Raw genomic sequence first — 25,195 nt, 5'->3', positions numbered from 1 at the left:
TCCGAAAGCACCAGGAATAATTCGCTGAATGCAGAAAAAAGTGCTTTAAACCGCAATACTTTTGATATTACTATTGTTGCTGGAGCCACCCAAAATTATGCGCTAATTTTTTCTTCCCCTTCAGCAGGAAGTTTTGATGGAGCTGTAACAATTTCCAGTAATGCCACAAACAATCCACTTGTTAACATTCAAGTTTCCGGCAGCGCTTATGTTCCCCCTGAAATTGCCGTTAACATCAATGAATTAACAGCTACTATATATGCTCAAACCGATTCTACCAAAACTTTCACTATATCCAATACCGGTGGATTACCTTTATCTTTTAGCATCAATCTCGAAACGGGTAACCGTAATGACCAATTTATCTTAAACCAAACCCGTCCTACCATCTCCTGGCTTTCCATTGAACCAAGCCAAGGAGAAATTCCCGTAAACGGAACTGCCACAATAAATGTTATTTTTTCAGCGCAAGCAATATCTGCTGGATCGTTCGATGCCCAGTTAAGCATCAATTCCAATGATCCCACTAATCCGCTTACTATACTTAATGTTCATTTGACTGTTTTGCCTGTTAATCATCCCCCTGTCATTAATTTGCCAGCGAGCTTTTCTTTTGCCGTCAATGCAACATTAACAATGGATTTTACCACTTATGTAAGCGATGCGGATAATGACCCCTTAATTATTACCTGTAGCGGAGCTAATAATGTTATGGCAACTATTGATGGCTCGCAGGTTAACCTCAGTGCAACTCATAATTGGTTTGGAACCGAAACAATTATTTTCAATGTGTTTGACGGCATCTGCCAAAGCAGCGATTCTGTCTTCATAAATGTTTCGTTAAATATCTCCGACGGGTTCATCGTAGATAAAGATAATATACCTGCCAACTGGACTTCAGCAAATTCTCCCTATCATCTTGTGGAACCAATAATGATAGCTTCCACTCAACATATCACCATCGAGCCAGGAGTGGTGGTTAAAATCTGGAATGATGAACCGATCAATGTTTATGGTTCCATTTCCGCTCAAAATGTCACTTTTATGCCTGGTTTTGCAGATTTGCTTTGGAGTGGCTTAACAATTTCCAGAACCACGGGTATGGGAACGGAAAGCAATATTGCCAATTGTGCAATCCTGAATGCTCTAAATCCGATTTCAGTTCAGAATTGCAATCCTATCATCCATTCTGTCCAGATAGCGCCCATAGACAATACTTCCTTAATCAACGGAACGGGAATCACTCTAACAGGCAATACCTCTGCCAACATTAGTAATGTGGAAATATCGCATTATGGCATTGGGATTTTAATTAACGGCAATGCAAATTCTATTTTAAGAGACGCTAAAATCGAAAATGCCGCAATAGGCATCCAGGTTAATGGCGGAGGAAATTTGGATATGCAGAATTCTCTGATTTTGAATTGCCAAATCGGACTGCAAAATTTCAGCTCGGTTTTTACCTATCTAAAGCGCAATCTTTTTGTAGTGGATGATCTTCAAATTCCCCCTCCAGACCTGCTGAATTATTTGGCATTATCCATTAACGCTATTCCCGCTTTTACTTACCAAAATAATACCATTTATGGCTACCCAAATATCGCCCTGGTTAATTCCGCTCAGCTAAACTTTAGCAATAATATCGCTTGGAGCAATGCCCCCATCAGCGCTCCTTTCGTTTGCCAAGAAGGAACTGTAAATGCCGTTTACAATGATGTCAACTATGGCACTATGGTCTATCCCGGAATAGGTAACATCAATGCTAATCCCCATTTTGCCAATGCCATAGAGCGTGACTTTCATTTGCTTTACACCAGTCCTTGTATTGATGCTGGCAGTCCGGAAACAGATCCAGACCCAGATGGCAGCATTGCCGACATTGGTTGTTACCATTATTCACATAGCGCTTGTTTTTCTACTCCGGAAAATCCTGTCCATAGCGGACAGCCCTTGGATTTTATCAATACTTCCCTCGGACATAACACAACCGAAAGTAACGCTATCTGGCTTGTTAACGGTTTGCCTGTTTGCAGCGAATGGGATTTGCATACCGTTTTTGAAACCTGGGGTCACTACGCTATCCGGTTAATTATGCTTTCCGGTTCTCTCATTGACAGCAGCGATGTTTTCTCTCTTTATGTAATTGACGAAACGCCTCTTGCTCCCCAAAATGTAATCTTACAGTCCGTTGAGAACAGCTATCTCCTTAGCTGGGATGCCGTTACCCTATCTGTATCTCAAACTCCCATCACCATTACCAATTATAAAATTTACGCCAGTGACGACCCTTATGGAACTTTTGTTCTCTTGCAAACCGTGCCTGCATCCAACCGACAACTGATTCTGAATTTGTCTGAACTCGGCTCTAAACGCTTCTTCAAAGTGACTGCCGAAAAATAAATAAAACATTAACCCATCCCATATTTTTACTTAAGCCCGGTTTTCTGCCGGGTTTTTTGTTGCTTACTCGTTCCGTTTAACCAACTCGTAAGTTTCCCGTAACCATCCCATATCACGATACGGGAAGGTTACGAGTTTATTATCTCCTGCATAGCGTTATGTTGCTTGTGGCATTCTCTCCTAAACTAAAATGAGATTGTAACTTCCCAATTTATTTTTTTATCTAAGAGCATTAGAGCTAAAGCCAAAACTAAACTTTGGAGTGTAGCGCATAAATGCAAAATATTTTTTATCTCCTATCTTCATATCTGCCTATGTGTTACTTCATAGTCCGCAAAATAATTTGCTCAAAACGCAAAAAAGAATTTGCTTTATATTTAATATCGATTATCTTATTAGAGCATAGATAAAATATTATTACTGCTTATTGCTTAACAGCTTTTCCATTTGAATAAGCAGATAAGGAGCTAAAAATGAAAAAGACACTTTTTATATTTATACTATTTCTCGTTTCCGTCTTAGGATATGCACAAAACGCTGAATTATCCTCTCCCGCACAAATTGGAGAAGCAGTTGCTAATGCAGGATTAACTAAAAAACGCCTCTTCACTTTCCAAATTAAAATGACTGGAGGAGGAGGGACTTTATCAAGTGTAGCTTTTACTACCAATGGTACTTATACTGCCGATGAACTAACTAAACTACAGCTTTGGTATAATACTGCTAACACCTTTACCAGTGCAACAAACATTTCAACATTAACTTCGAGTTTAGGAAATGGTTCACATACTTTTTCTGGTTTAAATAAAACTTTAGGTAATGGAAATCACTATTTCTGGATTACGGCTGATATTGGGCAGACATTAATTCCAAACCATACTCTATTCGTTTCTGCTATCTCAACGGATAATATTATCTTTACTGAAACTTTTTATAAAGGTGGTTCTGCTTCCGCTGGTGGTACTCAATATCTGGAATATGTAATTGTAAGCGAAAATTTTGATGGAACCTGGCCCCCCAGCGGTTGGACATTTTCTGGTGCTACCAGAAATTCTCCTGCCTATTCCGGGGGTTATTCTCTTGAGCTTGATTCCGCTAACGACTATGCTTATACCAGGAAAGTTAATACACCTGGATTAATCACTTTCTTTGCTTTGGAAAATACCGGGCATTCATATTCTTTTAAAATTCAATATAGTACCGATCCTTCGCTTGAATCCAATTGGAATGATATAACAACATATTCTAATGGTACTTCCAATCCCCTTACCAGCAGTTTTAAGTTTTACTCTGTCGATGTTCACAACACTACTTACACTAATGTCTATATCAGATTCTATCTGGAAAGTGGAAATGCAGATATCCATATTGATGATGTGAACATCACTTTGCGTAGCCCCAATACTCAAGCTTCAGGTGTTACTTTTTCGGATGTTGGACCAAATAGATTTACGGTAAGTTGCACAGCTGGAAGCGCTGCCCAACGCATAATGTTTATGAAACAAAAAGTAGGTGAAGTTGAAAATACTCCAGTTGACGCTGCCAATGGTGTTTTTTATACAGCCAGTACTAATTGGCAGGATCCTGGTTCTCAAATTGGTTCAACCGGATATTACTGCATTTATAAAGGCACTGGAAACAGCGTAACTGTTACCGGGCTATCTCAAAATACAACTTACACTGTGGAAGTGATGGAATATAATTACAGTGATGTAACCAATACCTATATCTATATGCCGTCCCCTGCTTCTGCTACAAAACAAACTTTACCTAATACTCCTCCCGCTAATTTAACATTTTCGGATGTTGGAAGTAGCGCGTTTACGCTTACTTGGACTGGACAAGATAATGTATCTTTTTTAGCTTTTATGAAACAAGATACTAATGCAGAACCGGCTGACCCTACATCAACTGAATACACAGCCAGTAATAATTGGAATAGTAAAGGGACTCAACTTGGATCATCGGGATTCTATTGCATTTACAATAACCCTAATATTACTGAACCTGGAGGGAACTCAGTTACTGTAACAAATTTAACCTCCAGCACCAGATATTTTGTGCGGCTCTATTCTGTAAGTGGTGAATCAGTTTCCACTGCTGCTTTAGATGAAATGCCTACTGCTACAAAACCAGAGGACTATTTTGCCAGTATCGCAAGTGGAAATTGGGTAACAGTTAATAAATGGGTTAGCGGTAGATGGACAGGAACTACAACCTGGAAGTCCTCAAGGGATGGAACTTACTGGAATGATGCAACAGCAAAACCAACTTCCAGTGCAACTAAAGTTTATATAGAAGCCGGGCATATAGTAACTCTAACGGATAATGAGAGCTGTAGTAATTTACATTTTGACAATGGTTGGATACAACTTGGTAGTTGTAATTTAACTATTAATTCTTATGCTCCAGGAAGTGGAACTCCGCAATTCATTTACAATGGAAGTGGTTCCCCTTCACAAACGGGTTCAAATTCTATTGTCTCTGTAACTTCACAAAGTATAGCAAGTTTACCCTCTGAAGTGAATACTTTAAGAATTAATCTTGCCAATGATAATTCTACGGTTAACTTGCCAAATGATGTTATAGTTACGAATTTAGCTTTTGATCACGGTGGTTTGAATATGAATTCCCATAAGATAATATATAAATTCAAAAATGCCGATATTAAATCAGATAATGCAATATTTTATTCAATGAACATCAGGTTTACTGAGGATATTAATACTGTAGGGAGTAACCACAGTTTAGCTGTCACCTGGTACACTTCCGGTTTTGTAACTGATGTATTTCAGGCAACTATGTATTTTCCGTCTTCTTTAACAAACTCCAGTAACTTAAGATTGTGGTTGAGAAATAATGCTACTAAGGGTTGGTATTTGAAAGGTGAATACCCTGTTCAGGGGTCAGGAGATACGAAATATATAGTTGCAGATGGCTTGCAAAGTCCCGATATGAGTGGCATCGTTTATTTTGATTTTACTCTTTCTAATCCAAATCAAACTCTGCCCGTGGAGCTTTCATCCTTTATTGTAAATGTTACTTCCAACAATTATGTGCAAATTATGTGGGTAACGCAAAGTGAAACGGAACTATCGGGTTTTCGTCTTTATCGGGGAACTTCAGCTGACTTTGCTTTAGCCACGGATTTGGGAGTTTTTATTCCTGCAACCAATACTTCCGAGCCCAAATATTATGTTTATACAGATAAAGAAATTGAATCTGCCGGAACTTATTATTATTGGCTGGAATGTATGGAGTTAAATGCCAGCAGCACTTATTACGGACCAAGGGAATTAAATTACCAGCCAGGTATTGGTGGAATGGAAGTTCCTATTGTGGAAGGAATAAACAGTATTTATCCCAATCCTTTCAATCCCGAAACCACTATTCGTTTTGGAGTTTTGGAACCAGCTACCGTTAAAGCCACTGTCTATAATAACCGGGGACAAAAGGTTTGTGAACCGATAAACGGATATTATGATAAAGGCACTTATTCCTATATTTGGAATGCAACTGATTATAACAATAGGTGTTTAAGCAATGGCATCTATTTCATCAGGTTACAAGTTGGGTCTAATATCTATACTCGTAAAGTGGCTATCGTGAAATGATCTGCCAATGATAATATAACTGAAAAATACTTTTAAGTCCAGAGTCCATTGCGCCTGCATAACGATAAATAACTAAACAAGTTATAAGGCGCAAAGGGCTGTGGGCGATTGCAGAAAAAATAAAAACGGATCCTTTATTCTGGGCTAAATCCATTTTAGGTCTATCAAGCCCAAATTACATAACTATCATATTTCTATCGCAACAACGCTTAAAATCCGCTTGACATAAACCCTTCTGCATACATAGTAGCTTTTTGGATATTATAAACGATGAATTGGGGAGTTTTAATGAAAAAATGGCTTTTTCCCGTTCTTCTTTGTTGTTTATTGATAATCAGCGCTTGCTCTTCCAATGCGCGGTTAGCTAAAAAAGCACAAAAGAATTATGATAAGGGAAATTATGAAATTGCCACTCAGGAAGCAATGAGAGCATTAAGCAAAAAAACGGATAATCCTAAAACCCAAGAACTTTTAGTGCAGTCCTGGCAAAATTATCGTTTGGCGCAACAGAGAAAGATTGAAAAACTGATGCAAAGCAACGACACAAATAAGTGGGAACAAATTTACCTGGAATATACTTCGCTGCAAAATCTGGCGGAGCAAATCCAATCGCTGCCTCCTTTAATAAATCCCTATACTGGTTATAAAGTTGTAATTGACATTCCTGATTATGCCGCTGAAATAAAACAAAGCCAAGAAAATGCCGCTGAGGCACATTATCAAACAGGCATTTTATATGCCAAAATGAACAATGCTAAAGATACGCAAAAGAAAGCCGCACTGGAATTTAAAGAAGCGCTGAAACTTATTCCCAACTATCAAGATGCCGCTTTAAGATATGAACAAAGCCGTAAACTTGCCCTTAAAAGAATAGCCATAACTACTTTTGAAGATAAAAGCAATACTTCTGGCATATATGGAGCCGTCAGTGATATTTTAACCGATCAAATTGTCTCTTTGTTATTGTCCTCCGCCAACACTGAGTTCGTGGAAATTATAGATAGAACCCAACTGGAAGCAGTTATGAAAGAACAACAGCTTACCGCTTCCGGTTTAACTAATAATGAAGGTTCATTTCGCTTGGGACAAATTTTAGGCGCCGATGAAATATTAACCGGACGCATTTTACAAATAAATGCTACTCCTGAACGGACCGTTAGCGTTACCAGTGAAGACGAAACCGAAGTTGTAATCCGCACCGAAGAATATACAGATGAAGATGGCAATACTCAGGAACGCGAAATTAAGGGAAAGGTCTTTTGCCGCTATCGTAAATTCACTAAAACGGCAAATGTTAGCATTTCCACTTCCTATTGCCTTTTAGAAGTGGAAACCGGAAAAATTAAACAGCAAGAAACCGTGGAAATTAAAAATGCTTGGAGCGATACCTGGGCAAGGAAAATTTCCGGAGATGAGCGTGCCTTAAGTAACAACATAAAAAAACAGATGGAAAAAGCAGAACCCTTTCCGCCTTCGCTAAATGAAATGGTTAAAGAGGCGCTTAAACAAACCGGAAATGACATAGCCAATAAGCTTTGCGGATATTTAAGCTAATGAAGCGCTGTTTATATATTCTGCTATTGTTACTTTCCTCCTGCAGCGTAGCCAAAAAACAACCAGAATGGACTTTGCAACAACCCTTTGACAATGGCTATTATAGCGCGGTGGTAAAAATTCCTAAGAAAGCGCCCAACTATAAAGAATTAGCCAGAAATGATGCCATTCGTGAGATATCCACTCAAATCAGCGTTCAGATTGATTCTGACATTGCTTTAACGGAAACGGAAGCCAATGGAATTCCTTCTTCAGAATTAATCAGCAACATCCGCAGTTCCAGTAATAATAAAATTAGAGACCTACAACTGGTAGGCACTTATGAAACCAAAAATGACTTTTGGGCTTATTACCGACTTTCCAAAAGCGAATATTATGCCTGGCGCAAAAATCAATGTGATCAAGCAGTGGCTCAGGCACTCAATTTACTAAACGAATTTGATCTCTCTCAAGCCAATTTAACTTCCGGCATATCAGCTCTCTTAAAAGGACTGGAACTGATTGTGGATTATACCGATATGGATTTGACCACGAATTATCGGAATAAGCAGATTAATCTCTATAATGAACTTTTCTTTCGTCTGAACCATTTAACCGAAACAGTGCAAATAAAATATGCGAAAAAAGAAATTGATCTTATAGCCAAACAAAGAGATAGAAAAAGCATTGCTGTTTTCGTTAACTATCAACAGGCAGGCAAAGAAATACCGGTAAATAATTTTCCAGTATGTTTCAATTTTTTGAGTGGTAAAGGCGAAATTGTTGCTAAGGGCTTAACGGATGAAAATGGAAAAGCAGAATTGATCCTAAACCGCATAACATCATTCAGCACTCCTCAATTTATAGAAGCCAAACCGGATAAGGATTTTTGGCTGACGAGCATAGAAAATCCTATCGTTAAAACGATGTTTGGCAATCTCCCATTTTTACCTGCCACTTTAAAACTGAATGTGCATCGTCCTAAAGCATTTGTGCAATATAGTTTTAATAATACTTCCGGGACTGACTATCGCAATATTTTGCTAAAAAAACTGCAGGACTTGGATTTGGAAGTTTCAACCAACCAAAATGAGAGTGATTATACCTTTAAAGTGAACATCATAACTCGCAATAGTGAATTTCTGCCTTTGCTAAAACAATATTCAGCCGTCGCCGATGCCTATATTGAATTGATCGACTCCCACACAGGAAAAAGTGTTTACAACACAAATTTAACTGGAATTAAAAGTGTGGCAGTTACCCCAGATATCGCTAAAGGCAAAAATGAACTCGATGCAGTAAATGAACTTTGCGATAAAGTTATGTTTATGCTTGTGCAACAATATATTATGTATTAAAGTGCAGGAGCGCGGGAGTGTGGGAGTGCAGAAGTTTTTAAAATTCCAGCCAGCAATCAGCGTTTATCCCCTTTGGCTTTTCGCCTGCTTTTATTTCTTCTTTGCTGGCTTTGATTAGATAAAAAGAATCACTTTCCCAATCCCAATTTAGGACTTTTGCCATTTGCCTGATCTCTTGAACATAATTCTCTTTAACATAAGCCACCTGGCCACACTGAACATAAATAATTTGAGATAAGTCGGTCTCGGGTGATATTTTAAGATGTGAGTCCTGGTCCGGAACCAAAGTATAATTTTCTTTTGCATCAATGTGCAAAAAGACACTTTTTAGTTCACGAGGATAATTTAAGCATAGTTTACGAAACTGTTCATCCACAAAAACAATGTCGCCGCTCTCTTGAAAAAAGCATTTAGGCATCAAATCGCCAATAGGAACAGAGCCAGAACTAAAATCAATTCCATTTTTGGCAAAGCTCTGATCCCAAAAGAATATTTGTCTGGGTTTGGGAACCGCAATGTAATCTAAAAGCCGTAAACATTTAATATTGCGCATCCAAGCATTTTCCCTGTAATTAGTGAATATCAAGCGCATATTATATTCAGATAGCTCTTCCCCATCTTGCAGCATTGCTAAATATGCGTTGTTTTCGTTTAGTTCCAAACGGTGAAAAGTTAAAGAATAGTTGTCTTTGCTTTCAATTTGCAAATTTTGCCAGGGGATGTTGGTGAGGGAATTTAGCCAAGGAATTAAGGATATGCCTTGCCAGTTTTCTTCTTTTTGAGAGCCATCCTTATCCCTAACAGTATTGAAGGGTACCATTTTTTCTTGCTGTAATTGCTCTTTGTTTATGGATAGTAATTTTCCCTCTGGCAAATAGATATCAAAGGCAGAAAGCTCTACCAGAAGCATTAGTAAAATGACTATTAACGGGTATTTTCGCATTGTTCATCCTTTTTGTGGTTTTTATAGATATAATAGCGCAAAATGGAAAAAATCCAAATACGCAAAAATCCTTGAATGAATCAATTGAACATAACTAACTGTAAAGAAATGATATAAAGGATATTTTGAATAGTTTATAATCTGCGCAATCAGCGTAATCTGCGTGAAAAATATCAAAGTTGGAGTTGACAAATATTATTGCTTTGATTTTAGTGAAAATATGCCGAGTGTATTTTCCTTTAGCTTCATAAAAGTATGGAAATGCACCATAGGGTATAAATGGAAACATTTATGCCTCCCGTATTTGGAAAGGCAACAGTGGAAATAAAAAACTTCATCCCTGTCTGCCTCTATAGTTTAATATGGAGGAAAAAAATGAAAAAATTTAGCGTTATTTTAATCGCTATCCTTACCCTGTTTATGTTTGCTTGCAGTGAAAAGGATGACAACCCCACCGAGGTTAATGTTTACGGTTACAAACTGGATCAATTCATTTCCAATACTGTTTTGCGTGACTTAGTTGATCCCAGTGCCTCTGACACTTTGAATTTTCGGGATTTATTTTGTTACGAAATTTATGCCAGTGATGGTTACAGTCCTCGTAATTCTTCTAATGCCGGATACGATTTAACTTGGAATATATTTAAAGAGGGTTATATTGTTCCTGGTGATGACAATCGGACTTGGTTTTCATCTGAACTGGGTCTTCCAGGTGCCTTTAAAGTAAAAAATACCGTCCAATTCAATTTATATAGAAAAGTTGAAGTAAATAGTGGCAGAAGTGACAAGACAATAGAACTTAGAGGTCTAAATCTTCACACCATCCAAAATTGGAATGCAACGGATGAAGAGGCAATTAAACTAAGCGATTTATTGCAAGGCATTAGTTTTTCAGACAGCAGCAGCATTCGTTTAATCAGCATCGATGGTTACAGCAAAGAATATACGCTTGATCAGATCAACGAAGGATATTACTTGCTAAATTCGGAAGTAACAACTTTTCCCAATCTCAATGATACGCTGCCCGGATCGTTAAAAAAGTTTAAGAAGATCGCGAGCATTGAAGTATTAAATGCCAGCGCCCAAGAATTTAGTTTTGGCAATGCGACTCTTGCTAAAAAAGACATCGCCATTACAGTTCCAGAAAGTTTTAGCGGCTACGATGCCACTGAATTGACCGATTATTGAATTGTAAATAGTATAGCTAATAGACCTTTCTAAGAGTGAAACTGCAGAAATTATTTCCGCTAATTATTTTGTGCTATTTGAGCACAAATTTATTCGGAACAGCAAAACAGGACTCCTTAAAGACCTATAATCTACCTACTGTTTATGTAGTTGTAGAAAAACCGTCTGAGGCAATTGGTTCTTTGCATACAATTGAGAGTGAGGATGTTAAGACCTCACTTTCGCTACGCGAAGCAATGCAAAACAGTGTAGGTATCAGCGCCACAACAGGTAGCAAAGATGAAAGCAATTTACGCTTGCGCGGTTTTCGCAAAAATGAAATAAAAATTATGGTGGATGGCAGACCTTTAAATAATGGCTATTTTGGTAATGTGGATATCAACAAGCTTTCGTTGCTGAACATTGAAGAAATCCAAATCCTAAAAGGTCCAGCTTCTCCTTTATATGGAACCAATAATATGGGCGGGGTAGTTAATATTATTACCAAAGCCCCGCCCAAAAATAACTGGCTGGAATTGAACACCATTTTTAAACGCAACCAAACCTGTGAAATAAACCTTGCATCCGCTCACAGTTTTGATAGCTGGAATTATAGAATCGGCCTTTCCAGGGAACAAACAGACGGATTTGTCCTCTCCCAAAATTTTACCCCCACCAGTTCTGAAAATGGAGGAATTCGCAATAACAGCGATAACTGCTTATACAATCTTTCCGGTTCGCTGACCAGTGATTTGCTCAATTTTCATAATATCGGAATCGATTTTGGGTATAGCACAATGGATAAAAAGAATATTCCCAGTTCCATTTATGAACATCGCTATAGACAATATCAGGATTGGATGCGTTATAATAGCGGCGTTTGGACAAAATTTCGCTTGCAAGAAAGCAGCGTTTTAAATCTGCAATTTACTTATGATTACAGTGCAGACCGCTATTTGGAATATAGTGATCCAATGTATGAAACTAATACTTTAGATTCCAGTATGCACAATCAAGCATTTGGCATTCATTCTCGCTTTACAAAATCCTTTGCTAACAACCGCAAACTGGAGCTTGGTTATAATTATGAATTGCAAATAAATCGGCGTAAAGATGACGGGTCATATCTCGAATGGACTTATTCACCTGTCCATCTACATCAGTTATTCAGTCAATATGAAAGCTATCTTTTACCCGATTTATTGCTGACTACTGGCTTGGGATTAAGCGCCGGTTTGAATAAATACCACACTGAATTTAATCCACAATGGGAACCTGCAATCGGGATTTCCTACGACAGTTTTTTTAATGGTAAGACCTCTTTTGCCATAGGACGAAATACTTCTCAGCCAACGATGCGTCAGCTCTATTCTGAAAGTAAGGGCAATCCCGCTTTAAAACCCCAAAACTCTTTGAAAATAGAGCTTAGTCATAATCAAGCATTGCTGCATAATAAACTATCCCTTTTCGGCAGTGTATATTATAATGATACCAAAGACCTAATTGATTTATATAGGGGACGCTACGAAAATATCTACAAAGTAAAATCACAAGGCGCAGAAATTGGGATGGACATCTCTTTGCTAAAATTTTGGCAATCCAGTGTAAGTTACGCTTATCTCAGCTATCAGGAAAATAGTGATTATTATTTAACGGAAACGCCCAAAAATTCAGTGGACTTAACCCAGCGCTTCAAACTGCCTTATAATGCCAATTTTAACATCTACAGTTCTTTTAGAGATAAACGCCTTTCTCAAGACGACGAGGGTAGATATCATAATTTAGCTGTCTATTGGAAGCATAATTTGCTATTAACCGTTCCCTATAAACAAGTTGAATTATCTTTGGGCGTGGAAAACATTCTGGATGAAAACTATCAATGTGAATACGGATTTCCGGAACCAGGAAGAAACTATTCTCTCGGTTTGCAAATTAAAATATAGCAGACACAGCATAGCACCAACTGTTTTATTCTCTTGCTGATAACTTAATCTAACTCATCATCTCCCCCACTCCCAGTCCATTAAGCAAAGTGGTTTTGGGTATGATAAGCCACCTATATAAAACATTTCCAAAGCCATAAATCCAAACATTTGCAGAGCTGGGACGAATAAGGCAGAGGGAAAAAAATGCTTACTCCTTTTTTACCGATTTCTCACTCTTTAATTAGCTAACTGTTTGTAACCTAAGGGTATCTCTTACGACTCAGTAACGCTGCAGTAACAATGCAGTTATCTCGCTACGGAAATGTTACTGATTTGTAACGCCAATGCAAGGTGAAATTGCTGGGGGCGAGCAACTGTAAATTAGCTTTTCATTACCCTTGTTACTAATTACCCAAACGCTTTATGCTCGAAAATTATTTTGTTTAGTCCTGTGTTCTGTTGCGTTTTTACTCTTATATTCTGACATCCTTTTTTTAAATTTGGATTAAGAGGCCATTTATTAACTGACGAAAAGAGAAAAAACTTGACAAAAGTATGGAATTTTATATGAAGGAAGAGTGAAGAGAAAAATTAGTTTTATTGAACGACAAAGAAAGGGAGAGTGATTTGCTTTTACAAAAGTATTTTGAAACACGCTTTGAACTTATAGACAAAGAACTTGTCAGGGTATTGTCTTGGGATAATAAATATGCTGCCAACCTCAAAAAGGCAATGACCGAAGCAGTTATGCCGGGAGGGAAAAGATGGCGTCCTATCCTGCTTCTTTCTATGTTTGAAATGCTTACTGGCTTCAAAAAAAATCGCGCTTTCCCCGATGCTTTAAAAGCAGCTGCAGCCATAGAATTAGTTCATAACGGAGGGTTAATTCATGATGATTTGCCCAGCGTTATGGACCGAAATCAGCGGAGAGGTCAACCTGCCTTGCATATAAAATATGGTAATGCCGTAGCTATTTTGGCTGCGGATGCTCTTTATTCTCTTGCTTTTGAATTATTGGGAGAATTTCAAAATCCCGAACAAGCGATGAAATCCATTCAAATTCTTTCCAATGCAGCTAAAAGTTATGGAATGGTTGGAGGACAAGCTGTTGCTCTTACCAGTCGTCATAAAGTGATGAAAATAAACACCTTGAATTATATAGACATTAAAAAAGTGGGCTCTTTGCTACAAGCGTCAGCTGATATTGCCTGTCTGTTAAGTAAAGCAGATGAAGAAACACATCAAATTATGATTGCTTATGCTACTAATTTGGGTATCGCTTATCAAATGATTGAAGATATTGAAGCAGATTATTCACGCGGTAGTGATGGTTTGGATGAAGATTATGTTCCTGTCTCCAAATCAAGCTATACTGGGTTGCTTGGTTTTGATAAAGCGCGTAAAACAGTGGAAAATATGCTGGATTACACGGCTAAAATGCTGAAACCATATCCCGATAATTCCATTTTGCTGGAATTCGTGGCTATGATTAAGGAAAGATTACCCTGATAAAATGGTTGACATACATACGCATTTATTACCCAACATTGATGACGGTTCAAAATCTGTAAGTGATTCATTAAACCAACTTTCCCTGATGGCTGAAGGCGGAATAAACAGAGCTTATTTAACTGCTCACTATTTTAAAGGTCACTATCAATATACGCGTTCCGAATATGATGCAAAATTTAATGATATCGTAGCTAAGGTAAAAGAAAAGGGGATAGATATTGATCTGCAGCCCGGCTTTGAAATATTTTTGCAACCCGATATTTTGGACGATATAAAAAAGTATGAACTCACTTTGGGTAAAAGTTCTTATGTCCTTTTGGAAAGTGACTTGAATGGTTTACCCAACGATTTTTACAATAATATTTATCCTCTTTTGCGCGCTGGTTATAAACCCATTTTGGCTCATGCCGAACGCTATGTAAGCATTATGAAAAAACCATCTAAAGCTGAAGACCTGATCCATCGTAATATTTATATGCAAATCAGCGCTGGCAGTTTGCTTGGTTTGTATGGGGAAAAAGTGAAATCCACCGCTTGGATTTTAGTTACCAAGGGCTGGACTCATTTTATCGCTTCCGATGATCATTTGCGGGACAGATATCATATCTATTTTGAAGCAAGGAAAAAAGTGGAAGAAATGATAGATAATCATACTGCTCATCTGCTTTTTTATGTGTATCCCGCCAGCATTAATAATGGAGAACATATCCCCTATGAATATGTTCAAGTATATAGTCCCAATCACCATCATCATCATAAACGCAACTGGATAAAGAGGATATTTGACTAATATACTGATTACGGGAATAACTGGTTTCGTAGGTAGAAATGTATTGAACCAGCTTATAAAATCCAGTTCCGATTTGAACATAACGGCTTTAGTTCGTCCGGGCACGCCAATCAAGCGTTATGAAGAATATGGAGATCTTTTGCGGATCATCGAAATGGATCTTGCCGATACTTCTTTATTAAAAGAATTTCTTTTCACAAACGAGTTTGAGACCATTTTGCACATAGGCGCTTTGCGGGGCGGGAGAAAATTTCCCAAAGAAACATATTTGCGCAGTAATGTTTACAGTACCGCTCAAATGGTTGAATACTGCCTGGCAAAAGAAGCAAAATTAATTTATTGTTCATCCGTGGGTGTTTTTGGTGCAATTCCACAAGAATTGCCGGCGGGACATCAAACGGAAAGAAATCCTGATAATTTTTATCATTACACTAAAATTGAATCGGAACGGATAATCAACAGAGCTATTTTGAATGGACTTAAAGCTGCCATTGTGCGTCCCAGTATTGTTTACGGAGAAGGTGATTACGGTTTTCCTTATCAAATGGTAAAACTGGTAGATAAATATATCTTTCCGCTCATTAATCGCCCAATCTGGATACATCTTTGCAATATAGATGCCCTGGTAAGAGCTTTTGTTTATCTTACTTTAAACGACTGGAAAAGCGGTTTAACTTTGACCGTTGCCGACAGAGAACCGGTTCAATTACAATTACTTATCGACTTTATCTCCCGCCAGTTACACAATAAAAATTACCCTCGCTATCTAAAATGGGACAGACGATTCTTCGCTTGGGGCGAAAAAATCTCTCGTTTGCTTAAAAATGAACTTTGGATCAGCCGATTTGAACTGATCTCCAAAAGCTGGTTTTATGATGTGACCGCCTATTATGAAATAATGGATAAAGAGGGTATTAAGCCCCACTTTACTATTCCTGAATTTGAAATAACCATCAAGGACTATCTGAAACACTAATGGCTGTTCCAATTATTAACGACTGGGCAAAATATTTTGATAATCCCGATGAAGGGCTGGGCTCTTCTTACGAAAGAATCGTGCTGAATATTTTACTAAGTGAAATATGTGAAAATCTAAATATTCAGACAGCCCTGGAAACCCCTTGTTTTGGTTTTACCGGTATAAGTGGCATCAATCTTGTCAATTTGGCTCGCCAAGGCATAAAGGTATCTTTGGAAGATCATAATCTGGAACGCATCCAAAAAATCAGTGAGTTATGGCAGGATCTTCGTTTGCATACAGATATAGAATATAATGCCGATTATCGCAAATTGAACTATCCTGATAAACACTTTGATCTGGGTTTCAATTTTTCGGCAATGTGGTTCGTTTCTGATCTTAAAGATTTTATCGCTGAGTTTTGCAGAGTATGCCAAAAAGCAATTTTAATCTGTGTTCCCAATCAAGACGGAATCGGATTCAAAATGCAAATAAAGGACTATTCACCAGCTAAATATCCCTTTTTGCATCCTGCTTTTCTTGATATAGCTACCATTAAATACTTAATGAAACAAAATAGATGGACATTACAAAAAGAGAATTATATTGATTGCCCTCCCTGGCCTGACATTGGTATGAAAAAAGAACTTTTTTTCAGCCGCCTGACAGGAAAAAAAGAACTTACCGAAAAAGAAAAGGAACCTATATCTATCCTATCTTATTATCAAGAAGAAGATGAGGATTTCGTTTCCCGAATGCTTTCCTACGGTTGGTTAGAAAAAAAAGCTTCCCGCAGTTTTAAAAAATATTGGGCACATCACTATTATATGCTTTTTAGTCCGGATAATACTTAATGACACGGAAAAACCGCAATACTTTAATAATCGGGTTGCTCATTGGTATTGTCCTGATTGTTGCCTGGTTATATTATACTCCCTTAAGTGAAATTCAAGCTCAGATTGCCAAAGTGAATTATATTTGGGTGCTTTATGCTTCGCTAATCTATCTTTTTGCCTATTTTTTACGCTCACTGCGTTGGCGTTTATTGATTCCGGCTCCGGCAAATCCTAACATATTTAAGACCTGGCTGTATTCAATGGCTGGCAACTTACTAAACTATTTAATTCCTATCCGGGCGGGTGATTTTGCGCGGGGTTGGTTTATAAAACGCCATTATAATATCCCTTATGCTAAGGCACTACCTTCCGTTTTTGTAGATAAGGCATTTGATACCTTGGCAATACTATTTGTTATTGTCATTTTGCCTTTCACGACGATTGAACTAAGCACGGCAATGATTATTTTGCTCTGTCTGCTCACTTTGGTATTTATTATAGCAATGTCTATTTTACTTGCTTCTGTTCGGTATAAAGAAAAAGTGGTAAAAATTATCACCTTTCTTTTTTCCTGGCTGCCACATAATGTGAAAGTGAAAGTTAATCCTGCCATAGAGATGTTTATTGAAGAACTGAATATTTTTGAACATCATCCTGGCAAGTTACTTTTGGCATTGTTTTTCACTGCAAGTGGGGTCTTAATGGACGGAGTATATTTTTATTTGTTATTTCGTGCTTTCGGAATAATGTATCCTTTTGCTTTAGTTCTTTTTGGCTATACTTTAATTAATCTCTCTTATGCTATTCCTCAACCTCCTGCCCAACTTGGCAGTAATGAATGGATGATGATTATTATTTTTAGCATAGGATTTGGATTGACAAAGACCACTGCTTCGGCAATTATGGCTTTTGGACATATTTTAACCGCTGCCTTAATGAGTTTAGGGGGCATAATTGCTTTCGCTGCACTTGGTCCCGGGCTCTTTTTAAATGTTTTTAAAGGAGAAAAAATAGATGACTGAAGATGAATTGATCAAACAGATAACTGCAATGCAAAATTTGAAAGAAACGCTGCTGAAAGAAATACATAATGCCATTATTGGACAGGACAGAGTGTTAACCGATATCCTAATTGCTTTATTTGCCAATGGCCATATTTTATTGGAAGGAGTTCCTGGCTTGGCTAAAACATTGTTAATCTCTACTTTGGCAAAAGCACTTTCCCTATCCTTCAGCCGTATTCAATTTACTCCCGATTTGATGCCTTCCGATATTACTGGAACGGATATTTTGGTAAATGACCCAATGACTTCTCAGAAACGGTTTGAATATATCAAAGGTCCTATCTTTGCCAATATCATTCTGGCGGATGAAATCAATAGAACCCCTCCTAAAACACAAGCTGCCTTATTGCAAGCAATGCAAGAATATGCAGTTACCAGTGGAACTGTTACCCGTCCTTTAAGTAAGCCATTTTTAGTGATGGCAACTCAAAATCCCATTGAACAAGAAGGAACTTATCCTTTACCGGAAGCACAATTAGACCGTTTTATGTTTTTTATCAATATCGATTACCCCACTTTGGAAGAAGAACTTAAAATCGCTGAAAGTACTACTGGATTGGATACGCCTGTTATAACTCCTCAACTTTCCGGAGAACAAATAATCACTTTACAACAGGCAGTGCGTTCTCTTCCCGTAACCGATCATATTCTTAAATATGCTGTAAATTTGGTTAGAAAATCTCGTCCAAATTCTGAAGATGCCTCCAAAGAAATAAAACAATGGGTTGCCTGGGGAGCTGGACCTCGCGCTTCTCAATATTTAATTTTATCAGCAAAAACAAGAGCTGCTTTAGACGGTAGGTTAACTCCCGCCGAAGAAGATGTAAAAGCATCGGCAATAAATGTTTTACAGCATCGGATTTTACCTTCCTTTGCAGCTCAGGCAGAAGGTATATCCTCAAAACAAATAATTCACTGGTTACTGGAGGATAAATGAAAAGGGTAATACTATGCACTTTATGCCTGCTTATCTGTTTGTCCGTTTTTGCCATAGATAACAAATTCTTGCATCAATTGGCTTACATTAAAAACTCTCAGGCATTTTCCATTCGCTTTGATGAGAACCTGATTTATACCAATAATCCAAATTATATTTGGGTTTATTCCATTTTTAATCCTTGGCAACCAAAACTGGAAGCTGCCTTCTTTTCTCCTAATCCGATTGAAGATATTGAAACTCTTGCGGGAAAATATGTTATTGTTGCCTCCCACGAGCCAACTAATCAAGTTCTGATGGTAGATAGTTTATACACTGGTTCCCGCATATTTTTCCCTCAAACAATCTTAGGTGATAAACTAACGCGTGAGGGCTCCATTTTATATGTGGCAGATCGTTATAAAGGCATAGACATCATTAATTTAAGCGGAGGAACTTCGCGTGAATTATTATCTACTTTTTCCGAGAAATGGGGCATTAAAGATTTCGTGGCTAATTATCCCTATCTCTTTGCTCTCAATGATTTCGGTTTAGTGGCTGTGAATATTATGGATCAGTCCTATCCTGTTTCTTTGGGAACTAATTACCAAATTGTAGATGCTACCTGTTTAGCTAAAAATGGAGATACAATCTGGATTGGAGCTGGCAAAAATTTACTTGCTTTCAATATCTATGATCCGGAAAAACCAACTTTGATCAGCCAGATAAGAATGACTAATGAAATTATCAGTTTGGCTATTAAGGATAACCGCCTTTTTATTGCTTTGGGACGAGGTGGCGTAAAAATAATGGATGTAACCAATCCCCTCAAAACAGAAGACCTGAATAATATCTTTCTAACCGTTCCTGTCTATGATTTGGACTTGGCTAACGACTATATCTTTATAGGTTTGGGAAAAGAGGGTTGGATGATCTATGAATACCGCTAAACTTGAAGCGGGATATATTTTTACTTTATAAAGGGAATCGTGTTTCCCAGAATATCAATAGTGAAGCTTTTGGCGGAAGCAATATCATGATTATAGAAGAGATAGCCCTCTTTCTTGCCATTCGGTAAAAGTTCTCCATAACTAAATTCATTATTAACCAGTTCATAATACATATCCTTTTCCTTATTTCTCTCGGTTAAACTAAATTCAGAAGTAGAAGTAAAAGGGCTGTTAATTTCATTCAACATAATTCTGCGTTCCAAGTCAGCTAAGATATAATCAGTTGGAATTGGATCGTATTGCTTTTCATTACAAAGAATGCTGAAAGAATTTTGTTTAATTTGAATCTTATGATCGGAGGTATTTTTGATACTGATGAACACAGGAAAGAAGCGGTTATTTACTTCCTGATAGCTACCAGGATAATTTTGAGGACGCACAATAATCAATAATGAATCGGAACGGATTATGGCATAGTTATCTTCACTTAAAACTCCTGGAGCAGGCATAAATTGACTGATAGAACAAGCAACCGGCAGTAGTAAAACTACTACCGGTAGCATCATAATTAATAGTTTATTGATTATCCTCATCATTATTATCAAGATCTTCTTCCGCTTCCACTAATTCGTCAATTTCTTCTTCTTCCTCTTCTGCGGAATCTTCATATTCGCTTTCTGGGAGTGCTTCCAAATTCTGAACTGGATTTGCTTTTAAATTTTCCACTTCTTTATCTAAGGATTCTTCATCCGGCTCGGAATGAACCAAAGAAATATCGCGCACAAAATCATTGGGAGCCAGATTGATTAAACGAACACCCAAAGCATTTCTTCCTACCACGGAAATTTCCGAAATGCGTTGACGGATAATCATTCCACCTTGTGTAATAATGATCAAATCATCATCATCTCGCACCAGCATCAAAGAAGCCAGATAGCCGTTTCGTTTGTTTGTTTTCAGCGTTATAACACCCATTGAACCTCTTCGGGTAGATGTGTAACTGGATACAGGACTGCGTTTTCCGAAACCGTTTTCACTGATGGCTAAAATAGTGGAGGCATTGGGATTACCATTTTCTAATTGATCCTGAGCCGTAGCAATTGTCATTGAGATAACATAATCTTCATTTCTCAAACGGATTCCTCTTACACCTTGAGAGAATCTGCTTACAGAACGAATTTCATTTTCATTGAAACGGTTGCATTTACCTTGATGCGTTGCCAGTAAAATATCATCTCCCGCTTCACTAATTCGGGCATCAATAAGTTCATCTGCTTCCCTCAATTTAATTGCTTTTATACCATTAGAACGAGGATGAGAAAATGCAGCTAAAGGTGTCTTTTTAACTAATCCGTTACGAGTGCACATAATTATGTTCTGATCCGGATGAAAATCCTTCAAAGTAACGAATGCTTTAATTCTGTCACCTTCGGAAAGTTTCACCAAATTAACGATTGCTTTGCCTCTGGCAGTTCTACTGGCTTCGGGAATTTCAAACACTTTCAGCCAATAACACATTCCTTGGTCGGTAAATAGCAAAATATAGGAATGCGTGCTGGCTACAAAAATATACTGAATGAAGTCCTCTTCTTTCAGGTTGGATCCACTTAGACCTTTTCCGCCTCTTGCTTGAACCTTATAAGTATCTACGGGCAAGCGTTTTACATAACCATCGTGAGTTATTGTAACCACCACCGTTTCATCAGCAATCAGATCTTCCATATTAAAACTGCCGGCAGGAGCAGGATTTATAGTTGTTAAGCGTTTATCAGCATATTTAGCACGCAATTCAGCGGTTTCTTCTTTAATTAAATTCATTCTAAGTTCTTTATGTTCTACCAATTCCGTAAGACGAGCAATGATTATCAACAGTTCTTGATATTCTGTCTCTATCTTTTCTCTTTCCAAACCGGTTAAGCGTTGCAAACGCATATCCAGAATTGCTTTTGCTTGAATTTCGGATAAGCCGAATTTTTCTTGAAGTGCCAAACTGGCTTCCCCAGGCGTTTGGGAAGCACGAATTGTAGCTATTACGGCATCAAGATTATCCAGAGCAATTTTTAAGCCCTCTAAAATATGCAAGCGTTCTTTGGCATTGCGAAGTTCAAATTGAGTGCGGCGTAAAACAACTTCATGACGAAATTCAATAAAATTCTGCAACATATCTTTCATATTAACAACTTGCGGAACGCCATCTATCAAGCAAAGATTTATTACACCGAAGGTTGATTGCAGCTGAGTGTATTTATACAAAAGATTTCTTACTACCTGAGCATCTTGATTGCGTTTAACTTGAACCACCAAACGCATTCCATCCCTGCCAGATTCATCACGAATGTCACTTATCCCTTCAATTTTTTTCTCTTTTACCAGTTCCACCATTCTTTCAATTAGAAGAGAAGTACTTAGTTGATAGGGTATGGAACGAATTATAACTTGTTCTGCATCATTAGGAAGTGTCTCAATTTCGGCTTCACCGCGAAGAATTATATGTCCTCTTCCGGTCTCAAAATAATCTTTAATTCCTTCCGTTCCCAAAATAAAACCACCGGTGGGAAAATCAGGACCCTTGATATATTGCAATAAATCCAATGGCTGTAAATCGGGATTATCAATTAAGGCAATAAGGGCATCGCAGATCTCGCCTATATTATGAGGAGGCATATTAGTGGCCATTCCTACCGCGATTCCAGAAGAACCATTAACCAGTAAATTAGGAAAACGGGAAGGAAAAACCACTGGTTCTTGCCGGGTTTCATCATAGTTACTTCTAAAATCAACTGTCTCTTGATCAAGCTCAGCAAGCATTTCCATCGTTATTTTTTGTAATCTTGCCTCTGTATAACGCATTGCGGCAGGCGGATCTCCATCTATAGATCCAAAGTTTCCTTGGCCATCAATTAAAGGATAACGCATAATCCAAGGTTGAGCCAAACGCACTAAAGTAGGATATACAACTTGTTCTCCATGAGGATGATAGTTACCACTTGTGTCACCAGCAATCTTGGCACATTTCCGAAAATGACCTCCCGGTGTTAAATTAAGTTCATGCATTGCATAAATAATTCTGCGTTGGGAAGGTTTTAAGCCGTCACGAATATCGGGTAAAGCACGCGATACAATTACACTCATAGAATAATCAAGGTATGCTTGTTTTAATTGATCTTCTATTTGGACGGGAATAATATTAGTTTGGTCAGACATCTATTTTCGCTCCTTATACATCCAGATTTTTCACATAGCGGGCATTAGTTTGAATAAAATCGCGTCGCGGCTCAACTTCATCGCCCATCAAAATGGTAAACATTCTATCCGCTTCAATGGCATCATCCATTTTTATGGCAATCATTTTCCGGTTTTCCGGATCAAGAGTTGTTTCCCAAAGCTGTTCTGCATTCATTTCACCGAGTCCTTTATAGCGTTGAACGATCACACCTTTTTCGCCCATTTCTTTAATTGCTCTATCGCGTTCTTCTTCATTAAATACATAGACCTTTTGTTTTCCTTTGCGAACCTGAAAAAGAGGTGGCATAGCAATATACAATTTTCCTTCTTCAATCACGGGACGCATATAGCGATAGAAAAAGGTCATCAGCAAAGTGGCAATATGTGAACCGTCCACATCGGCATCAGCCATAATGATTATTTTATGATAGCGTATTCTTTTTATATCAAATTCCTGCCCGATTCCTGCTCCCAGAGCCAGAATTATCGGCTGAATTTTGTCATTATTCAAGACCTTGTCCATTCGGGCTTTTTCAGTATTGAGCATTTTACCCCACAAGGGCAAAATTGCCTGAAAAGAACGATCTCTACCCTGTTTTGCACTTCCACCCGCAGAATCACCTTCCACTAAAAAGAGTTCTGTTTTTTCCGGATCGCTTAATGTGCAATCTGCCAATTTTCCAGGCAGGGAACCACTTTCCAAAACAGTTTTTCTGCGAGTTAGTTCTCTGGCTTTTCTGGCTGCTTCTCTTCCGCGGGCAGCTAAAATACTTTTTTGGGTTATATTTTTTGCTTCGGCAGGATGTTCCTCAAAATAAGTAAGCAATTTTTCATAGACAACGCTATTAACAATGCCTTCCACTTCCGAATTTTGCAGTTTTGTTTTGGTTTGACCTTCAAATTGAGGATTGGTAATCTTGATAGAAATAACAGCCGTAAGACCTTCTCGAATGTCTTCTCCCGAAGGTATAACCTTTTCATTTTTAAGCATATCGGTGTTTTTTATATAGGCATTCACTGCACTGGTAAGCCCTCTTTTAAATCCGCTTAAGTGAGTTCCACCTTCAGTAGTATTAATGTTGTTGGCATAACTAAAGATGTTTTCCTGATAACCCTCGTTATATTGAAGCGCCACTTCAAATTCCATTCCCTCTTTTATACTGGAAATATATACAGGATTGGGGAAAAGCGGTTTTTTGTTTTGATTTAAGTATTCTACAAAACTTTTAATGCCGCCATCATACTTAAAATCATGGACGCGGCTACTGCGTTCATCTTTTAAAATTATCCGCACTCCACTATTTAAAAAAGCCAGTTCTCTCAGCCGGGTAGTTAAATAATCAAAACTGAATTCAGTGGTCTCAAATATCTGCGCATCAGGGCGAAAAGTTACTACCGTTCCAGTTTTATCCGTATCTCCCAAAACTTTTAATTCGGTTACAGGAATGCCTCTTTCAAAACGCATATAATATTCTTTGCCATCTTTGAAAATATTCACTTCCAAAAATTCTGAAAGAGCATTAACTACAGAAACACCAACTCCGTGCAGACCCCCGGAAACTTTATAACTTTTATCATCAAATTTACCACCTGCATGAAGAACCGTTAAAACCACTTGAACCGCTGGCACACCCATATCTTTTTGAATATCCACGGGAATACCGCGTCCGTTATCTTCCACTTTAATATTGCCTTCGGCAGTAATAGTACAAATAATTAAATCACAAAAACCGGCAAGAGCTTCATCAATAGAATTATCTACTACTTCATAAACAAGATGATGTAAACCGCGTTCACTGGTGCCTCCAATATACATTGCGGGACGTTTTCGGACTGCTTCCAATCCTTTAAGCACTTTAATATTGCTTGCAGTATAGGTTGAACTTTGCATAATTTATTATCTCCTAATATGTTATAAATATAATTAAGGATTTTGCCCGAAAGAATCAATCTGCTATAAAACTTAGATCCTTAATTTGTTGCCATTCTAAATGATATAAGCGT

At 37.9% G+C, this 25,195-nt stretch carries 17 protein-coding genes and 1 riboswitch; of the genes, 13 read left to right on the top strand and 4 right to left on the bottom strand.

Going from position 1 to position 25,195, the window contains the following annotated elements; genetic code table 11:
• The 4 genes from ABFC98_03925 to ABFC98_03910 all read left to right on the top strand — a co-directional run.
• Positions 1-2,400, top strand: a 2,400-nt coding sequence (locus ABFC98_03925; protein MEN6445177.1) for an Ig-like domain-containing protein, incomplete at its 5' end; no start/stop codon positions are given.
• Positions 2,401-2,873: 473 nt separating this feature from the next.
• Positions 2,874-6,014 (top strand): T9SS type A sorting domain-containing protein, encoded by a 3,141-nt coding sequence (locus ABFC98_03920; protein ID MEN6445176.1) that lies wholly within the window; start codon positions 2,874-2,876, stop codon positions 6,012-6,014.
• 288 nt (positions 6,015-6,302) lie between these two features.
• Positions 6,303-7,568, top strand: a complete 1,266-nt coding sequence (locus ABFC98_03915) for a CsgG/HfaB family protein (GenBank protein MEN6445175.1) — start codon at positions 6,303-6,305, stop codon at positions 7,566-7,568.
• On the top strand, positions 7,568-8,905 hold the full coding sequence (locus ABFC98_03910; GenBank protein MEN6445174.1) for an LPP20 family lipoprotein: 1,338 nt from the start codon (positions 7,568-7,570) through the stop codon (positions 8,903-8,905). Before ABFC98_03915 ends, ABFC98_03910 begins: the two co-directional genes overlap by 1 nt.
• Positions 8,906-8,942: 37 nt before the next feature.
• Here the strand turns inward: ABFC98_03910 and ABFC98_03905 are convergent, their stop codons facing one another.
• Positions 8,943-9,848, bottom strand: a complete 906-nt coding sequence (locus ABFC98_03905; GenBank protein ID MEN6445173.1) for a hypothetical protein — start codon at positions 9,846-9,848, stop codon at positions 8,943-8,945.
• Between the two features lie 209 nt (positions 9,849-10,057).
• Positions 10,058-10,179, top strand: a riboswitch (molybdenum cofactor riboswitch).
• A gap of 44 nt (positions 10,180-10,223) precedes the next feature.
• On the opposite strand from ABFC98_03905, the gene ABFC98_03900 reads away from it, so the two are divergent.
• The 9 genes from ABFC98_03900 to ABFC98_03860 all read left to right on the top strand — a co-directional run bounded on the left by ABFC98_03900 (position 10,224) and on the right by ABFC98_03860 (position 19,966).
• On the top strand, positions 10,224-11,036 hold the full coding sequence (locus ABFC98_03900) for a hypothetical protein (GenBank protein ID MEN6445172.1): 813 nt from the start codon (positions 10,224-10,226) through the stop codon (positions 11,034-11,036).
• 35 nt (positions 11,037-11,071) lie between these two features.
• Entirely contained in the window at positions 11,072-12,958 is a 1,887-nt protein-coding gene (locus ABFC98_03895; GenBank protein ID MEN6445171.1) for a TonB-dependent receptor plug domain-containing protein, read from the top strand.
• A gap of 609 nt (positions 12,959-13,567) precedes the next feature.
• A complete protein-coding gene (locus ABFC98_03890) occupies positions 13,568-14,449 on the top strand; it encodes a polyprenyl synthetase family protein (protein ID MEN6445170.1) in 882 nt (293 codons plus the stop codon).
• A gap of 4 nt (positions 14,450-14,453) precedes the next feature.
• Positions 14,454-15,242 (top strand): CpsB/CapC family capsule biosynthesis tyrosine phosphatase, encoded by a 789-nt coding sequence (locus ABFC98_03885; protein MEN6445169.1) that lies wholly within the window; start codon positions 14,454-14,456, stop codon positions 15,240-15,242.
• Positions 15,235-16,218 (top strand): NAD(P)-dependent oxidoreductase, encoded by a 984-nt coding sequence (locus ABFC98_03880; GenBank protein ID MEN6445168.1) that lies wholly within the window; start codon positions 15,235-15,237, stop codon positions 16,216-16,218. The genes ABFC98_03885 and ABFC98_03880 overlap by 8 nt, the downstream gene beginning before the upstream one ends.
• Positions 16,218-17,054: a methyltransferase domain-containing protein gene (locus ABFC98_03875; protein MEN6445167.1), complete on the top strand. Its 837-nt coding sequence runs from the start codon at positions 16,218-16,220 to the stop codon at positions 17,052-17,054. The genes ABFC98_03880 and ABFC98_03875 overlap by 1 nt, the downstream gene beginning before the upstream one ends.
• A complete protein-coding gene (locus tag ABFC98_03870; protein MEN6445166.1) occupies positions 17,054-18,058 on the top strand; it encodes a lysylphosphatidylglycerol synthase transmembrane domain-containing protein in 1,005 nt (334 codons plus the stop codon). Before ABFC98_03875 ends, ABFC98_03870 begins: the two co-directional genes overlap by 1 nt.
• On the top strand, positions 18,051-19,037 hold the full coding sequence (locus tag ABFC98_03865) for a MoxR family ATPase (GenBank protein MEN6445165.1): 987 nt from the start codon (positions 18,051-18,053) through the stop codon (positions 19,035-19,037). The genes ABFC98_03870 and ABFC98_03865 overlap by 8 nt, the downstream gene beginning before the upstream one ends.
• The gene (locus ABFC98_03860; GenBank protein MEN6445164.1) at positions 19,034-19,966 is read left to right on the top strand and encodes a hypothetical protein; all 933 of its coding nucleotides are present in this window, start codon (positions 19,034-19,036) and stop codon (positions 19,964-19,966) included. Before ABFC98_03865 ends, ABFC98_03860 begins: the two co-directional genes overlap by 4 nt.
• Positions 19,967-19,986: 20 nt before the next feature.
• Here the strand turns inward: ABFC98_03860 and ABFC98_03855 are convergent, their stop codons facing one another.
• Genes ABFC98_03855 through gyrB form a run of 3 tightly spaced genes read right to left on the bottom strand, consistent with a single transcriptional unit; the run spans position 19,987 to position 25,082 of the window.
• Positions 19,987-20,562 (bottom strand): hypothetical protein, encoded by a 576-nt coding sequence (locus ABFC98_03855; protein MEN6445163.1) that lies wholly within the window; start codon positions 20,560-20,562, stop codon positions 19,987-19,989.
• Positions 20,543-23,170 (bottom strand): DNA gyrase subunit A, encoded by a 2,628-nt coding sequence (gene gyrA / locus ABFC98_03850; GenBank protein MEN6445162.1) that lies wholly within the window; start codon positions 23,168-23,170, stop codon positions 20,543-20,545. The genes ABFC98_03855 and gyrA overlap by 20 nt, the downstream gene beginning before the upstream one ends.
• 13 nt (positions 23,171-23,183) lie before the next feature.
• Entirely contained in the window at positions 23,184-25,082 is a 1,899-nt protein-coding gene (gyrB, locus tag ABFC98_03845; GenBank protein ID MEN6445161.1) for a DNA topoisomerase (ATP-hydrolyzing) subunit B, read from the bottom strand.
• Positions 25,083-25,195 lie beyond the last annotated feature (113 nt).

Origin of the sequence: Candidatus Cloacimonas sp. (assembly GCA_039680785.1) — a bacterium.
GTDB lineage: Bacteria > Cloacimonadota > Cloacimonadia > Cloacimonadales > Cloacimonadaceae > Cloacimonas.
The sequence above is the reverse complement of the archived record's forward strand: the minus strand, read 5'-3'. Positions and strand labels throughout refer to the sequence as shown.

Coding starts and splice junctions, on each gene's coding strand:
- ABFC98_03920 (MEN6445176.1), top strand. CDS start 2,874: ATGAAAAAGACACTTTTTATATTTATACTATTTCTCGTTTCCGTCTTA.
- ABFC98_03865 (MEN6445165.1), top strand. CDS start 18,051: ATGACTGAAGATGAATTGATCAAACAGATAACTGCAATGCAAAATTTG.
- ABFC98_03905 (MEN6445173.1), bottom strand. CDS start 9,848: ATGCGAAAATACCCGTTAATAGTCATTTTACTAATGCTTCTGGTAGAG.
- ABFC98_03855 (MEN6445163.1), bottom strand. CDS start 20,562: ATGATGAGGATAATCAATAAACTATTAATTATGATGCTACCGGTAGTA.
- ABFC98_03900 (MEN6445172.1), top strand. CDS start 10,224: ATGAAAAAATTTAGCGTTATTTTAATCGCTATCCTTACCCTGTTTATG.
- ABFC98_03870 (MEN6445166.1), top strand. CDS start 17,054: ATGACACGGAAAAACCGCAATACTTTAATAATCGGGTTGCTCATTGGT.
- gyrB (MEN6445161.1), bottom strand. CDS start 25,082: ATGCAAAGTTCAACCTATACTGCAAGCAATATTAAAGTGCTTAAAGGA.
- ABFC98_03910 (MEN6445174.1), top strand. CDS start 7,568: ATGAAGCGCTGTTTATATATTCTGCTATTGTTACTTTCCTCCTGCAGC.
- ABFC98_03875 (MEN6445167.1), top strand. CDS start 16,218: ATGGCTGTTCCAATTATTAACGACTGGGCAAAATATTTTGATAATCCC.
- ABFC98_03885 (MEN6445169.1), top strand. CDS start 14,454: ATGGTTGACATACATACGCATTTATTACCCAACATTGATGACGGTTCA.
- ABFC98_03915 (MEN6445175.1), top strand. CDS start 6,303: ATGAAAAAATGGCTTTTTCCCGTTCTTCTTTGTTGTTTATTGATAATC.
- gyrA (MEN6445162.1), bottom strand. CDS start 23,170: ATGTCTGACCAAACTAATATTATTCCCGTCCAAATAGAAGATCAATTA.
- ABFC98_03860 (MEN6445164.1), top strand. CDS start 19,034: ATGAAAAGGGTAATACTATGCACTTTATGCCTGCTTATCTGTTTGTCC.